The organism is Vibrio caribbeanicus ATCC BAA-2122 (assembly GCF_000165125.1).
GTDB lineage: Bacteria > Pseudomonadota > Gammaproteobacteria > Enterobacterales > Vibrionaceae > Vibrio > Vibrio caribbeanicus.
Map to the genome: position 1 here is coordinate 22,137 of NZ_AEIU01000043.1, position 15,698 is coordinate 37,834.

13 protein-coding genes and 2 riboswitches are annotated in these 15,698 nt (G+C 43.1%); of the genes, 8 read left to right on the plus strand and 5 right to left on the minus strand.

Annotated elements, in window-relative coordinates; genetic code table 11:
* Nucleotides 1–5 precede the first annotated feature (5 nt).
* Complete coding sequence (locus RH40_RS03805; protein WP_009600027.1) at nt 6–353, plus strand: gamma-glutamylcyclotransferase family protein; 348 nt, start codon at nt 6–8, stop codon at nt 351–353.
* Between the two features lie 44 nt (nt 354–397).
* On the opposite strand, the gene fbp is transcribed toward RH40_RS03805, so the two are convergent.
* Nucleotides 398–1,414, minus strand: a complete 1,017-nt coding sequence (gene fbp, locus RH40_RS03810; RefSeq protein ID WP_009600028.1) for a class 1 fructose-bisphosphatase — start codon at nt 1,412–1,414, stop codon at nt 398–400.
* A gap of 302 nt (nt 1,415–1,716) precedes the next feature.
* Between fbp and mpl the strand changes: the two genes are divergently transcribed.
* The 5 genes from mpl (at nt 1,717) to thiQ (ending at nt 7,231) form a co-directional block, all read left to right on the plus strand.
* Entirely contained in the window at nt 1,717–3,069 is a 1,353-nt protein-coding gene (mpl, locus tag RH40_RS03815; protein ID WP_009600029.1) for a UDP-N-acetylmuramate:L-alanyl-gamma-D-glutamyl-meso-diaminopimelate ligase, read from the plus strand.
* A gap of 13 nt (nt 3,070–3,082) precedes the next feature.
* Complete coding sequence (locus tag RH40_RS03820; RefSeq protein ID WP_009600030.1) at nt 3,083–3,706, plus strand: flavin prenyltransferase UbiX; 624 nt, start codon at nt 3,083–3,085, stop codon at nt 3,704–3,706.
* Nucleotides 3,707–3,757: 51 nt separating this feature from the next.
* Nucleotides 3,758–3,875: riboswitch (TPP riboswitch) on the plus strand.
* A gap of 109 nt (nt 3,876–3,984) precedes the next feature.
* Entirely contained in the window at nt 3,985–4,932 is a 948-nt protein-coding gene (thiB, locus tag RH40_RS03825) for a thiamine ABC transporter substrate binding subunit (protein WP_050790423.1), read from the plus strand.
* A 6-nt stretch (nt 4,933–4,938) separates the two neighbouring features.
* Nucleotides 4,939–6,534, plus strand: coding sequence for a thiamine/thiamine pyrophosphate ABC transporter permease ThiP (thiP, locus tag RH40_RS03830; protein WP_039954169.1), 1,596 nt, complete (start codon nt 4,939–4,941; stop codon nt 6,532–6,534).
* The gene (gene thiQ / locus RH40_RS03835) at nt 6,527–7,231 is read left to right on the plus strand and encodes a thiamine ABC transporter ATP-binding protein (RefSeq protein WP_009600033.1); all 705 of its coding nucleotides are present in this window, start codon (nt 6,527–6,529) and stop codon (nt 7,229–7,231) included. The genes thiP and thiQ overlap by 8 nt, the downstream gene beginning before the upstream one ends.
* A gap of 47 nt (nt 7,232–7,278) precedes the next feature.
* On the opposite strand, the gene yjgA is transcribed toward thiQ, so the two are convergent.
* Entirely contained in the window at nt 7,279–7,806 is a 528-nt protein-coding gene (gene yjgA, locus RH40_RS03840) for a ribosome biogenesis factor YjgA (RefSeq protein ID WP_009600034.1), read from the minus strand.
* Nucleotides 7,807–7,914: 108 nt separating this feature from the next.
* Between yjgA and pmbA the strand changes: the two genes are divergently transcribed.
* The gene (gene pmbA / locus RH40_RS03845) at nt 7,915–9,258 is read left to right on the plus strand and encodes a metalloprotease PmbA (protein WP_009600035.1); all 1,344 of its coding nucleotides are present in this window, start codon (nt 7,915–7,917) and stop codon (nt 9,256–9,258) included.
* A 61-nt stretch (nt 9,259–9,319) separates the two neighbouring features.
* Here the strand turns inward: pmbA and lysC are convergent, their stop codons facing one another.
* Entirely contained in the window at nt 9,320–10,618 is a 1,299-nt protein-coding gene (gene lysC, locus RH40_RS03850) for a lysine-sensitive aspartokinase 3 (protein ID WP_050790424.1), read from the minus strand.
* A 160-nt stretch (nt 10,619–10,778) separates the two neighbouring features.
* Nucleotides 10,779–10,956, minus strand: a riboswitch (Lysine riboswitch).
* A 193-nt stretch (nt 10,957–11,149) separates the two neighbouring features.
* Here lysC and RH40_RS03855 point away from each other — a divergent pair.
* Nucleotides 11,150–12,268 carry a pyridoxal-phosphate-dependent aminotransferase family protein gene (locus tag RH40_RS03855; protein WP_009600037.1) on the plus strand — a complete coding sequence of 373 codons (1,119 nt, stop codon included), beginning with the start codon at nt 11,150–11,152 and terminating at the stop codon, nt 12,266–12,268.
* Between the two features lie 21 nt (nt 12,269–12,289).
* On the opposite strand, the gene RH40_RS03860 is transcribed toward RH40_RS03855, so the two are convergent.
* Nucleotides 12,290–14,071: a PglL family O-oligosaccharyltransferase gene (locus tag RH40_RS03860; protein ID WP_009600038.1), complete on the minus strand. Its 1,782-nt coding sequence runs from the start codon at nt 14,069–14,071 to the stop codon at nt 12,290–12,292.
* Nucleotides 14,072–14,140: 69 nt separating this feature from the next.
* Nucleotides 14,141–15,698, minus strand: a 1,558-nt coding sequence (uvrA, locus tag RH40_RS03865) for an excinuclease ABC subunit UvrA (RefSeq protein WP_009600039.1), incomplete at its 5' end; no start/stop codon positions are given.

Below are 15,698 nucleotides of genomic sequence, written 5' to 3' on the forward strand. Positions count from 1 at the left end.
GGTTAATGCAAAATTTAGTTTTCGTGTATGGGACCTTACGCCAAGGACAAACTCATCATCATCTGCTGACCAATGCGGATTTTTTAGGTTTTCATGCGACCTTACCCATCTACAATTTATATGACCTTGGGGCTTACCCCGCAGTTGTAGAAGGGCATCACACGATTACAGGGGAAGTGTACGGTATTGATGACGATACATTAGCGACTCTTGACCAACTTGAAGATGTGCCGGTGACTTATCGAAGGGAGCTTATCGAGACACCTTTTGGTCAAGCTTGGATGTATCTTTATCAAGAAGCAAGCCAGTTAGAAGTCCTGATCTCTTCGGGAGATTGGTGTCAGAAGGTTTAAGAATCAAGGAGCTGACATAGTGTCAGCTCCTTGATTAATAGTGACTAATCACTATCTCGGTTAACTTCAAGAAACTGTTCTAGTTTCTTGACCATCTTTTGGGAGCCGACGAAAAATGGCACTCGTTGATGTAATTCTGTCGGTTTGATATCCATAATTCGTTGTACACCATCAGAAGCGATCCCTCCCGCTTGCTCAATAATGTATGCCATAGGGTTACATTCATACAGTAAGCGCAGTTTCCCATTTGGATGACTATGAGTACTTGGATATAAGTAGATACCACCCTTGAGTAAATTACGATGGAAATCTGCGACCAGAGAGCCTATGTAACGAGAAGTATACGGGCGGTTATCACTAGGGTCGTTCTCTTGGCAGTGCTTGATGTACTTTTTCACGCCTGTCGGGAAACGGATATAATTTCCTTCATTGATAGAATATATGGAGCCATCTTCTGGGATCATCATATTCTCGTGTGATAAACAAAATGTACCGAGTGAGGGGTCGTATGTAAAACCATTAACCCCGTTGCCAGTTGTGTAAACTAGCATAGTTGATGAACCATAGATCACGTAACCAGCCGCGACTTGTTTATGACCTGGTTGTAGAAAGTCTTCTTCTGTAGGTGGAGTGCCGATGGGAGAGACTCTACGGTAGATGGAAAATATGGTTCCAACAGAGACATTCACATCGATATTTGATGAGCCATCAAGTGGATCCATTAAAACAACGTATTTGGCGTTTTTGTTTAACTCTTTGTTAAATGCAACCGCTTCATCTTCTTCTTCACTAGCAACACCACAAACTTGATCTCGGGCTTCAAGTGCTGCTTTGAACTTCTCGTTCGCATAGATATCGAGCTTTTGCTGATCTTCTCCTTGGACATTCTCAGTGCCTACGGCACCGGTGATATCACCAAGACCTGCCGCATTAATTTCACGGTTAACAATCTTTGCAGCTAGGCGGATAGAAGATAGTAGAGATGATAGGTCGCCGCTGGCGTGGGGAAAGTCCGCTTGTTTTTCAACGATGAACTCGCCAAGGGTACGCATTCCAGACATGTGTTTTCCTTAAAAAAGTCTCTGGTAATAAAATAGGGTGAGGTAGAGTCGGTCTCTCGCGGACCGTTTTAGAATACCCCAGAGGTGATTGTAAAAGTTATATCTTTTTATTGGTAATAAACTAACCGATATAAATCTCATTTTCGTAATTTTGTTTACATAATATTACATTTTTTATGTGATTTGTGATGAATGAACAGCGCTACTTTAAAAGTGATAAATGTTATGGCCAAAGATATTCGCTTTTATTTTATTTCTCGCCATAATGAAGCATCATTTACGTTGTGGTGGGAAAAGGTTCTATGCACATTCATATCTTGGGGATTTGTGGTACGTTTATGGGAGGGGCTGCGTTACTCGCACGTCAACTCGGACATAAAGTGACGGGGAGTGACTCGAATGTTTATCCTCCTATGAGTACATTACTCGAATCTCAAGGTATTGAAATTATCGAGGGCTTTGATCCATCACAGTTGGAACCTGCACCTGATTTGGTTGTTATTGGTAACGCGCTCAGCCGGGGCAATCCGTGTGTTGAATTTGTTTTGAACCGACAGATACGCTACGTATCTGGGCCACAGTGGCTCAGTGAATTTCTTCTTCAAGACCGTTGGGTTCTGGCCGTTTCAGGTACGCATGGAAAAACAACAACTGCGAGCATGTTGACTTGGATTTTAGAGAAGTGTGGTTATGAACCCGGTTTTCTAGTTGGTGGTGTGTTGGGCAATTTCGGTGTGTCAGCTCGCCTAGGAAAGAGTGTTTTTTTTGTCGTCGAAGCGGATGAATATGACAGCGCTTTCTTTGATAAACGTTCGAAGTTCGTACATTACCACCCCAAAACTCTAATCATGAATAATTTAGAGTTTGATCATGCCGATATTTTTGATGATTTGGAAGCGATAAAACGCCAATTTCATCACCTTGTGAGAACCGTACCTAGTGTAGGAAGAATCCTTTTTCCGCAGCAAGACCAAGAAATCAAAGATGTGCTCAGTCGTGGTTGCTGGAGTGAATCTGAATCATCCGGTATTGGCGGTGATTGGCAAGCCGAGAAACAACATGCTGACGGTTCTCAATTTGCAGTCTTTTTTGAAGGTAAGAAAGTGGCTTCAGTTAATTGGAACCTAATAGGTAATCACAATATCAATAATGCACTTATGGCAATTGCAGCAGCTCGCCATGTTGGTGTTGAGCCCTTACATGCTTGTGAAGCATTGGATACGTTTATTAATACTAAGCGACGTTTGGAACTCAAAGGAATGGTTAATGGTGTTGAAGTGTATGATGATTTTGCACATCATCCAACGGCCATTGAACTGACTTTAGAGAGTTTACGTAATAAAGCCAGCGGGAAGCGTATCATCGCAGTTTTAGAGCCCCGAAGTGCAACTATGAAGCGTGGCGTACATAAAAATTCGCTTGCTCGCTCATTAGATGAAGCTGATGCGGTATTTCTTTACCAGCCCGATAATATTAATTGGTCTTTAGAAGACGTTGCCAGTCAATGTCGAGGTGAGGCGGCGGTATCAGATAACATCGAAGAACTTGTTGCGGCTGTGACGACTTTCGTTCAATCGGGGGATCGAATATGTGTCATGAGTAACGGTGGTTTTGACGATATACACACTAAGCTATTAACAGAGCTTGCCAAATAAAATTCAGAAAAAGATGAAAAAACAAATTAAAGAGATAACGCTGGCATTCACTGGTGCATCCGGGGCACCTTATGGAATTCGTTTGTTGGAGTGTCTCATCGCTGCAGACTACCATGTCCACCTTCTGGTATCTTCAGCGGCCAGAGTAGTACTTGCTACAGAACATGACTTGAAACTCCCAGCGAATCCCGAAAATGCCAAAGCACTACTGGTGGAGTCGCTTAACTGTAATCCAGCTAACCTTACTGTGAGTGGTAAAGACGATTGGTTTTCTCCCGTGGCATCGGGCTCTGCAGCGCCGAAACAAATGATTGTTTGTCCTTGTTCTGCAGGAAGCTTAGCAGCGATTGCCCATGGCATATCTGATAATCTTATCGAGCGCGCAGCAGATGTTGTCATGAAAGAACGGGGTCAATTACTTCTTGTGGTGAGAGAGACACCTTTCTCCACCTTGCACTTAGAGAATATGCATAGGTTATCTAAGATGGGTGTGACTATTATGCCTGCCGCCCCTGGTTTTTATCACCAACCTAAGTCTATCGATGATTTGGTTGATTTTATGGTTGCGCGAATATTGGATCATCTAGGTATTGAACAAGGTTTAGTTCCTCGGTGGGGCTACGACCATAGGAATTAGGCTGGCTATGATTAGGCTAGCTATTGAGCCTAATAATGATTACAATCCACACATTACTCATCGGGGAGCCATAAATATCGATAACGATATCGGCTGAGATCAAGAGACTCTTGGGACCCGTAAACCTGATCCAGATAATGCTGGCGTAGGAATTGAGTTTGGTCTCTCTGAGCAGGCCCCTCAAACCCTGTGCCGCTCATACAAGGAGAGAGCGAGCCGTGAATAAAACCTTATCTTTTACCCGTCGTGCCATAGTTACTTTAGTAGGCAGTTGTGCGATGTCAGCCTTTGCTAGTGACAATTCCCTGACTGTTTACACTTATGATTCTTTTGCTTCGGAATGGGGCCCTGGCCCAAAAATCAAAACGGCATTCGAAGCACATTGCGATTGTACTTTAAATTTTGTTGCATTGGATGATGGTGTGTCCATTTTAAATCGTCTTCGTCTGGAGGGTGAAAATACCAAAGCTGATATTGTTCTCGGGCTTGATAATAACTTGATGGCTGAAGCAAAGAAAACCGGCCTTTTGGCTCTACATAATGTGGATACAAACCATATCAAATTACCGAATGGATGGTCGGACACCACCTTTATTCCTTATGATTTCGGTTATTTTGCTTTTGTATACAACAAAGAAGCGTTGAAAAATCCACCACAGAGCTTAAAAGAGCTGGTTGAACAGAGAAATGACCTAAAGGTTATTTACCAAGATCCCCGTACTTCGACACCTGGACAAGGACTTATGCTCTGGATGAAATCGGTATATGGGGACAAAGTGGAACAAGCTTGGAAACAGCTTGCAAAAAAAACCGTCACCGTGACAAAAGGGTGGTCTGAAGCATACTCAATGTTTTTAGAAGGTGAGGCTGATTTAGTACTGTCTTACACTACCTCTCCAGCTTATCATATGATCGTGGAAAACGAGACAAAGTATGCTGCAGCAGACTTCAAAGAAGGTCACTACACCCAAGTCGAAGTGGCTGCAAAAGTCAAAAATACCCGTCACGGTAAGCTTGCTGATCAATTTTTAACGTTTGTGGTCAGTAATGACTTCCAGAGTGTGATTCCAACAGGTAACTGGATGTATCCTGTTATCGATGTGAAGATGCCCGGAGACTTTGCCAGTTTGGCTTTACCAAGTAAATCTCTGATGTTTGGCTCTGATGAAGTGGCTAAACATCGTAAAGCTTGGGTGCGTGAATGGCAAAACGCGTTAACCTTCTAGGTTTGCATTTTGTCCACTCCTAGAATTGGTTTTGCGGTTGCGGCAGCAATCATATTTTTAGTAGGGTCTGCACTGTGGTCCCTACTGACGCACGTTTCTACCGCCGATATCGCACAGTTATTTACTGAGCCTTATTACCTTCATGTGACTAAGTTCAGTTTCTACCAAGCCACGTTATCAACTCTATTTAGTGTTGGTTTGGCAATACCTATTGCTCATGCTTTATCTCGACGACGATTTGTCGGCAAAGCTCTGTTACTCAAGTTATTTGCATCTACCCTCGTTTTACCCGTTTTAGTGGGTGTTTTTGGGCTATTGGCTATTTATGGAAATCGTGGATTGTTTGTGCAAGGGCTAAATTACTTCGGTAATGAATCATCTTTTTCTATCTATGGCTTAAATGGCATTTTACTTGCCCATATTTTTTTCAATTTACCTTACGCTACTCGCCTTATACTTCAGGCATTAGAGTCAATTCCCCATGAGCAACATAAGTTATCGGCTCATCTTGGTATGGGACACTGGCATAAATTCCGTTGGGTAGAGTGGCCGTTTATAAAGCAGCAACTTCCTCATATTGCAGGCTTAGTGTTCATGCTCTGTTTTACCAGCTTTGCCACGGTAATGGCATTAGGTGGAGGCCCAAAAGCAACCACGATAGAGCTTGCTATTTATCAAGCAATTAAATTTGATTTTGATCTACAAACAGGGGCGTTACTCGCGATTTGGCAAATTATTTTATGTGGTATTATGACACTTGTGATTCAAAGTCTGGCAAAGCCACTTGAGGTCAATTTAGGGACATCTCTTTCTCAGTCTCGCCATGAAAAAGATTCTTGGTTATCGAAATGCTGGGATGGCTTTTGGATTTTTTCCGTTCTCTTGTTTGTACTCCCTCCTCTTATTGTTGTTGTGTTCAGTGGTTTGAATAAACAAACGTTGGATGTGCTAAGTAGTGCTTCACTTTGGCATGCATTTACCACATCAATTCAGATCGCTCTAATGGCAAGTAGTATCGCACTTTTATCCGGCGTCGCAATACTGATAACGAGTCGTCGGCTTCGTCTAAGCTCACGGGTTCATAGTGCGAATGGTATTGAATTGATCGGCACGATTATTTTGGTAACACCCGGTCTAGTCTTGTCTACGGGTATTTTCTTGCTGTTCCGAATGTTCACTGATGTGTTTAGTCTGGCGATGGGAATTGTTGTTATCGTGAATGCCATGATGGGCTTGCCCTATGTCATCAAAACGTTGGCTCAGCCGATGTTACATGTTGAGCAACAATACCAATATTTATGTTCAAGCTTAGGTCTTAGTGGACTCAATCGTCTTAAAGTTGTTGAGTGGCCAGCATTGCGTAAACCACTAGCTCATGCATTTTCCATTAGCTTTATGTTCGCCTTTGGTGATTTGAGTGCTGTGGCATTGTTTGGCAGTCAAGACTTTCGAACTTTGCCCTTGTACTTGTTTCAACTTTTGGGCAGCTACCAAATGGAAGCCGCAGCTGTTGTTTCATTGTTACTGCTGTGTATCAGCCTGAGTTGTTTTGCTCTGATCGAGACTTTATTCCGCTCGAATACCAGGAAAAACCATGCTTAAAATCGATGATGTGGCTTATGAATACCACAACGAATGTTTTCATTTTGATGCGACGATTTCAAGTGGAGATATTGTTGCGTTGATGGGACCCAGCGGTGCGGGAAAATCGACCTTACTCGCGCTCATGGCAGGGTTTATAGAGCCTCAAAAAGGCCGTATTTTGGTCGAAGGAAAAGATGTTGTCGGCAAGGTTCCATCAAGACGGCCTTTTGCCATGTTATTTCAAGAACATAACCTTTTTGCTCATTTGAGTGTTCGGCAAAATATTGGTCTAGGGCTTGAACCAAGTTTAAAATTGTCTGCTGAGCAACAGCAGCAGATTGATAAAGCAGCAAAACAAGTCGGAATAGCTCAATACTTAGATAGGTTGCCCGAGCAACTATCAGGGGGGCAACGTCAGCGAGTTGCCTTAGCTCGATGTTTTGTACAGCCTCATAAAATTTGGTTGTTGGATGAGCCTTTCTCTGCACTTGATCCAGTCTTAAGAGCTGAAATGTTAGATTTAGTTAAGGCCCTAGCAACAGAGAATAATATTACCGTGTTGATGGTAACTCATCACTTGAGTGATGCTAAAGCGATAGCTTCTCATTTTATGTTTATGGCGAATGGCATCATTGCTGATAATGGCGTTATAGGAGCTCTACAATCAAACCATCATAGTACCATGTTGAGAGAGTTTGTTAGCGCCGCAGAGTAAAAGGGGGCAAGAAGTGAAGTTTACGACTTCTTGCCAGGGGTAATTATTCAGAGATTGTCTTCGTTGAGCTGTTTTAACATTTGGAAAATCTCCCTAGAAGCTTTGGCAGGTTTGCCCGCTTTATTTTCTTTCGCTGCTTGACGAGATAGTTGACGCAATCGTTGACGATCAGCTGCGGGGTAAAGTTCTAGGACATCGCCGATAGCACTGTCTCCTTCAGCAATTACTCTGTCACGAAGTGTTTCTAACTTGTGCAAAACAGCGGTTGCTTGCGAGTGCTTATTACGTACTTTATCTAGCGCTGCCTGCAATGGTTCCGGATCTTCAAAACGCATGAGTTTGCCAATGTACTGAAGCTGACGCCGGCGAGCTTCATTTTTAAACCGTTGCGCGTCTTTTATCGCATCAGCAAGGTCTTCACTAAGCGGAAACTTCTCCAACACAGAAGGTTTAAGGCTTGCGAGTTCTTCACCAAGCTTTTGTAAGTCTTCCATGTCTTTTTTCAATTCGGTCTTACTGACCCAAATGATTTCTTCTTCCTCTTCCCATGGCGCTTTTTGATTCTTACGAGCCATTTTTTTACCTTAAATTGAGCATCTATTTCTCTATTTTAACAACAATCGTGGGGAGAAAGCGAAAATCTTGTTATTCTAAATAAAATTGATCTGAAAAATAGACAGAGTATGGATATAAGACGACAAGTTGCTGAGCAGCAAGTTGAATTAAAAAATGCAGTAGCAAAAGCGTTAGAAATGGCCGCTAAAAAATCTGATGCGGCTGAAGTTGCTATCAGTAAAAGTACAGGGCTGAGCGTTTCTACGCGCATGTGTGAAGTCGAAAACGTTGAATTTAATAGCGATGGTGCACTTGGTATTACCGTTTACCGTAACCAACGAAAAGGAAGCGCTTCAACTTCTGATCTAAGTGAAGAGGCGATTAAACAAACTGTCGATGCTGCATTGGATATTGCTCAGTATACTTCACAAGATCCATTTGCAGGTCCTGCACCGGAGGAGCTCATGGTGGGAGAGATCCCTGATCTTGACCTATTTCACCCGGATAGCCCAGACCCTGATTATGCTGCTCAGGTGGCGATTGCTGCGGAGCAAAAAGCACTGTCTTTTGGTGATAAGATTAAACAGAGTGATGGTGCGAGTTATGACAGCCACTACGGCGTGAAAGTCTACGGCAATAGCCATGGTTTATTAGCCAGCTATGCTTCAAGTCGTCATAGCACAAGCTGTTGTGTTATCGGCCAAGGACAAAATGGTGAAATGGAACGTGACTATAGTTACACCATTGCGCGCCATAAAGACGAGCTCTGGAGTCCAGAACAAGTCGGTTTGACTGCGGCTGAAAAAACCATTAACCGTCTCGATGCTCGAAAATTGAAAACAGGGCAATACCCAGTCATTTTTGCAGCCGATGTAGCGACAGGGCTGCTTGGTCACCTTGTTATGGCGATAAGTGGTGGTAATTTATACCGAAAATCAACGTTTTTACTCGACCATTTGGGCAAAGATGTGTTCCCAGCTTGGTTGCAAATTTCAGAGCGTCCTCATATTCTCCGTGGCTTGGCTTCCACACCATTCGATAGTGAAGGAGTTAGGACTGAAAACCGTGAGATAATTACCGACGGTGTGCTCGCAAGTTATCTCCTTACCAGCTATTCTGCTCGCAAGTTGGGAATGAGTCCAACTGGCCATGCAGGTGGGATCCACAACTGGTTTATTAACTCGACCGGACAAAATTTTACACAAATGCTGAGTGAACTTAATACTGGCTTGGTCGTTACAGAAGTGATGGGACAAGGGGTAAATGTGGTCACTGGTGATTATTCGCGAGGCGCAGCAGGGTTTTGGGTTGAAAATGGAGAGATACAATTTCCTGTGTCAGAAATTACGATTGCTGGAAACTTGAAAGATATGTTTAAACAGATTGTTGCCGTTGGCAGTGATGTAGAAACTCGCTCACAAATTCAAACTGGTTCAATATTACTCGAATCGATGAAAGTTGCAGGCGAGTAAAGCGAAATTCGGTAAAATCAGAGTCAGCAAAGGCTTATCAGACGGCCTTTGCTGCTATATTTTATACGTTTTCAAACAACTCTTTGTGTAGACACTGTATCGCTTGTTTGGCCACTGATTCTTCGACCAAAAAGCATAAATTATGTGGGCTAGCACCGTAGCATATCATGCGCAAGTTAAAATCTTCCAATGTGCCAAATACTTGTTTGGCATAACCTTTCTTATCACGCATTTTATTGCCAATTAAGGCAACAAGGCTGAGGTTATTTTCAACCTCAACGGTACAAAGCGCCTCGAGTTCTTCTCTTGCAAGTGGAGGAAGTTGAGGCGCCCCACCTGATGTGTTTGTTTGGTCTAAAGTTAGGGAGACACTGACTTCAGATGTGGTGATTAAGTCAACAGAAACTTTATGTTTTGCCAGAACTTCAAAGACTTTGGCTAAAAAACCGTAGGCATGGAACATATCTAAACTACGCAGAGTCACCATGGTTTGATTGCCCCGTAAGGCAAGTGAGCGGAATGAAGGGCAGGTCTCCACTTGCTTTTTGATCCAAGTCCCGCCTTTTTCTGGAAATTTTGAAGAGCCTACGAAGACCGGAATATTATGTCTCAGGGCAGGTACAAGCGTTGATGGATGAAGAATTTTGGCTCCAAAATTGGCCATTTCAGATGCTTCGCTAAAACTGATCTCAGCGATCGGCTCGGCTTGAGGAACAATTCTAGGGTCCGTTGTGTACATACCCGGAACATCTGTCCAAATTTCGAGCCCATCAGCTTTTATTGCCTCTGCTATCAAGGCTGCGCTGTAATCACTGCCTCCCCTTCCCAGAGTCGTGGTATGGCCAGCTATATCGGATCCAATAAATCCTTGAGTAACGACAATATGGTCTCGTAATAATGGGATCAGATTTTTTTGTGCAAGTGCTTCTATTTGTTCTATCTGAGGCTCTGCTTTACCAAAGTTGCTGTCAGTAAGTAGTACCTGCCTTATGTCAAAGCGTTTGACAGGGAGTCCGCGCTCATTCATTAATTGAGTTAGAAGATATGTGGAGATCAGTTCACCGCAGGCCACTAACTGATCAGTCAGTTGTTTACTGGGCTTGTCTACAGCTGTGTAAGCGTACTGGGTAATTTGTTGCGTGATGTGATTGATATCTTGGCGGACTTGATGTGGTTCACTGAAGCGTTCAATTGTGGCGTTATGGATACCAGAAATTTCTTGAATAATTGAATTGCGCTTAGTCTCATCTTGTACTCCTCTTGCCAAGTTGACCAATAGATTCGTCACTCCTGAGCAGGCACTGATGAGGATAAGCTTGGTTTCGGGGTTGTTGTTAATAATATTAGCGCAGCGGTCCATTGCATCAAAGTTTGCGACACTGGTACCACCAAATTTAGCGACATTAAAACGTTGCACAGTTTGTTCCCTTAAGCAAAAAGTCTATTATTCGGTGACTAGCCAAATGATATGTTTTGTACCTGAGAAGAGATAGGAGCGCGGAGGTAATAGGTAAATCGCTGACCTCAGAAGCTCATCATCAGATCGTCTGATGACAGTTGTAGGGATTCAGCCCTAGCAACCGACCATATCAAGCCAGCAACTTGATATAACCTCGGCACTACTCCCCCTCTACTGTGCTGTGTAGGAATTGCGGTTCCACAACATAGATACCTGGGTAGTGCTCCTCTTCTGCAGAGTTACTGCAAAGTGATAGAATCTATCACCTCCTCATTCAACGCATTTGTTGTGTTGATGTCAATGGTATTTTGATGTTTTTTACACCAAACAATCTGGTAAGACCTGATCAAAATTAGTATTTGTGACTGAGGTAAAATTCAATTAATGTAAGGATGAGCTTGTCAGTTATAAGACATTGAAAAAGGAGTTTTCATGATAATCCAGAGTTTTATTCCACCACGCAGAACACTAATGGGGCCAGGTCCTTCGGATATCTCCCCTCAGGTGCTACAAGCCTTAAGTCGTCCGACCGTTGGTCATTTGGATCCTTCATTTATTGGTATGATGGACGAGGTAAAAGCGTTATTAAAATACGCTTTTCAAACTGAGAATGATTTTACCATCCCCATTTCAGCACCGGGTAGTGCTGGAATGGAAGCTTGCTTTGTTAACCTTATTGAACCTGGAGATAAAGTCATTGTCTGTCGCAATGGTGTTTTTGGCGAGCGAATGCGAGAGAATGTTATTCGAGCGGGAGGTATTGCAGAAGTCGTTGATGATATTTGGGGAGAACCTGTATCCATAGAGAAGGTGGAGCAGGCAATCAAGCAACATCCAGACATCAAGATTCTGGCTTTTGTCCATGCTGAAACATCAACGGGAGTGCGTAGTGATGCTGAATCACTGGGAAAACTCGCAAAACAGCACGGCATTCTAACGATAGTTGATACTGTTACTTCTCTCGGTGGTATCACCTTAAAAGTCGATGAATGGCAACTCGACGCTGTCTACTCTGGAAGTCAAAAGTGCCTATCTTGTACTCCAGGTCTTGCGCCTGTTACTTTTTCTCCTGATGCAATTGAAAAGATTAAATCGCGCCAATCTCAGGTAAGAAGTTGGTTTTTGGATCAAAGTTTAGTGCTTGGCTATTGGAGTGGTGAGGGTAAGCGTAGCTATCATCATACTGCCCCAGTTAATAGCTTGTATGCTCTACATGAATCATTGCTTCTTCTTAAAAATGAAGGACTGGAACATGCGTGGCGGCGGCACCAAGATATGCACAATTTATTGAGAGATGGGTTAGAGAAATTAGGTTTTGAATTTGTGGTAAAAGCAGATGCAAGGCTGCCTCAGTTAAATACTGTTTATGTGCCTGAAGGTGTTGATGAAGCTAAAGTTCGCAGTCATTTGCTTGAGCAGTATAATCTTGAGATTGGTGGTGGACTTGGTGAGTTTTCTGGTAAGGCGTGGCGAATTGGACTTATGGGGTACGGAGCAAGGAGAGAAAATGTTTCTCTTTGCCTGAAGGCACTCGAAGAGTCACTTCGTTAAAAGGCGGTTAATGAGGTAAGCTTACCTTACCTCATTAGGCCAGAGCCTGTCTTGTGCCGGATTTCCCAGAGTAAAGTCGATAGATGTAACTTGGGAAAAGTCTTCATCGGGAAACAAGAAAAGAGCTTCACTCAATACCTGATTTGCTTTACTTTCTTCATTCAGATAACGATATGCGAGGATAAGGTTTCGATAAAAGGCAGGTCTTGGCTTTTCCTTCATTATCGGTAAGCTCCAATGAACATATTTCTCAACCAGCAGAGTATTGTTTTTTATCAGCCCAAGATTTAATGAGGTTACATGTATATCCCATTCATATCGCTCGCTCCAGACTGCTAGATTGGTGACGTTAGCAAGCAAATCGCGTGATTTAACGGTTGATTGTTCAAATTGGGTTAACACGTAGTTTGTATGCAGAGTACTCAACATAAATAGGAGTGTCGCGATGGGCAGAAAAAAAGCGAATGGTTTCACGATAAAGCGCGTCGCAGCGCTCAGGTTCAACTGATAGTAGCGGTTTGTACGCTGGTCGACCCAGTAAACAAGTAAGATCAGAGTTACCCAATGTATTGCAGAGTGATAAAATGGATATTCTATCTGGCTATGAAGAATGATAGGTAAAAATAGCGCAAATGTCGCTAGGCGACTGCCTTTGTTGGTCTGATATAAACGCGCCAGAATAAAAATTGAAGTGAACACAATAGCGAGCAGTGGAATAAGGCCACCTTCAATCGACCAATAGAGCAACTCGTTGTGAGGGTGTGTTAAAGAAGGGATCCCCGCAGGGTAGTTTTGATTGAGTTGGTGTTGCCGAGCGGTGTACATAATGTAGCCAGACTCAAATCGCCCATACCCGTAACCAGTAAAAGGTCGCTCAATGAGCATATCAATGCTTTGAGGAAAGCTGTAAGTAGCAATGGACAGGGGGGATGGCTCAGTGGAGGTGTTCACGGTTACTTTTGTTGAAAAGAGCGTAACGATAAAAGCGATCATGACGCCAATGAGGCACCCTACTAACCAAGCGACTAGATGCTTTCGTATTGCAAAGCGCCACAGATAGGGTGTGAGTAGTAAAACAGATAAGATCGCAGACAACCAGCTAGTGGGTGATTGAAGCACTACAAGCAATGGAATCACCAAAACTGGCATTGAGCAGAGAGTGATTAAAATGCTGAGTTTGCTTTGGTATTTTGTTGTCTGTCGGGTTAAAAGGTATGCAGACAAGATTAGACCAGTTGCAATAAAGCTGGCCATCACATCTGGGTGTTGAAAAATGCCATAAGGTAGGTCATTACTTGGGTCAAACCCCAAAATATTTCCGGGTGTTAGTAGTAAATATTGAACCCAACCAAAAATCGTCTCAATCAGAGAACCGAGCAAAATAAACCAGAGTAAACGCTGTTTCTGTTTGTTATTGAAACGAAATTGTTGCAGCACGATAAAAAGTAATAGCCCCGACCAAAGTCCTAAAATTCTGACAGCAACCGTTTCAGGCTGAGATGAGGTATAAAAAACGGGTAAGGTCAGCAAAATAGTACAGGCAATAAGTACACAGGTTAATTTATTGTATCTTAGAGAATTTCTACCTATCGTGTGTATCAAGCCGAGCGCAATAGCAAAACTAATGGCGAGCCAAGTAGTGACATTAAAAGACAGTGAAAGTCCACTGCCTCCTGGGTTGGGCATGAAAATATGCATAGCCACCAAAAAAGTCACTCCAATTGAGACTAAAAAAGGCTTAGTCAGAGGAAGCTTTGGTGCTTGGATTTCAAGCTCAGTACCACTTACGTGAGTTGTTGCCATAAATCGTTAAACCTTAAACGATGAGACCAGTGAGGGCACACTGGTCTAAACTTATTCTCCATTAATAATCTATTCTAACATAGGCTTAAGAAACCTAGCAGTATGCGATCCTTTAACAAGTGAAACATCTTCTGGTGTCCCCTCTGCAATGATCTCGCCGCCTCCCTGTCCTCCCTCTGGACCAAGGTCAATGATCCAGTCTGATGTTTTTATCACATCCAAGTTATGTTCAATCACAACAACCGTATTGCCATGATCTCTCAGTCGGTGTAAGACAGTAAGAAGTTGTTGAATGTCGTGGAAATGAAGGCCTGTAGTGGGTTCATCGAGAATATACAGCGTCTTTCCTGTATCACGCTTGGATAATTCTCTTGCAAGCTTTACTCGTTGTGCTTCGCCGCCTGAAAGTGTAGTTGCAGCTTGGCCTAGTCTAATATAGGACAGTCCCACATCTATAAGTGTTTGTAGTTTACGAGCGATAACCGGAACAGGGTCAAAAAATGCTCGAGCATCTTCTACCGTCATGGCTAATACTTCATCAATCGTTTTTCCTTTGTATCGAACCTCTAACGTTTCGCGGTTGTAGCGTTTACCCTTACAAGCATCACATGGAACGTAAACATCGGGTAAAAAGTGCATTTCTACTTTTATTACACCATCACCTTGACAAGCCTCACAACGTCCACCGCGAACATTGAAGCTAAAACGACCCGGTTTATAGCCTCTTGAGCGTGCTTCTTGTGTCCCTGAAAAAAGCTCTCGGATGGGAGTGAAAATTCCGGTGTAAGTTGCAGGGTTAGAGCGGGGAGTTCGACCGATTGGGCTTTGGTCAATGTCGATGACTTTATCAAAGTTCTCAAGGCCTTCGATTTTTTTATACGGTGCTGGTGTGGCTGTGGTTGCACCATTCAGTTGCGTGTGCGCTATCTTAAAAAAAGTATCATTGATGAGCGTTGATTTTCCTGATCCTGAGACCCCAGTAATGCAACTAAACAGACCGACAGGAATTTCCAAAGTAACATTTTTTAAATTATTACCCGTTGCGCCACTGAGTCTCACTATGCTTTTTGAGTTTTTGCGAGTTCTTTCTTTAGGGATGATAATTGCTTTATTTTTAGATAAATATTGGCCTGTGAGTGATGCTGGAGTCGCTATGATGTCATCCACTTTACCCTGAGCGACGACTTGTCCACCATGAACACCAGCACCGGGCCCGATGTCAATAACATGATCAGCAAGCCTAATGGCATCCTCGTCATGCTCTACCACGATGACGGTATTGCCGAGATCTCTCAAGTGAGTTAGGGTCTTGAGCAAACGTTCATTATCTCGTTGATGTAAGCCAATAGAAGGCTCATCAAGAACGTACATGACCCCAACGAGACCTGCGCCAATTTGACTGGCAAGGCGTATACGTTGTGCCTCTCCTCCTGAAAGCGTCTCTGCACTTCTAGAAAGGTTGAGATAATTAAGTCCAACATTGACCAAGAATTGCAATCGATCATTGATCTCTTTCATCACTTTCTCAGCAATTTGCGCTTTTTGTCCCTCCAGTTTTAAATTAGAAAAAAAGTGCAGTGCGTCAGCTATGCTAAGTTCTACAATATGAGGCAGTGGTGTATCCTTG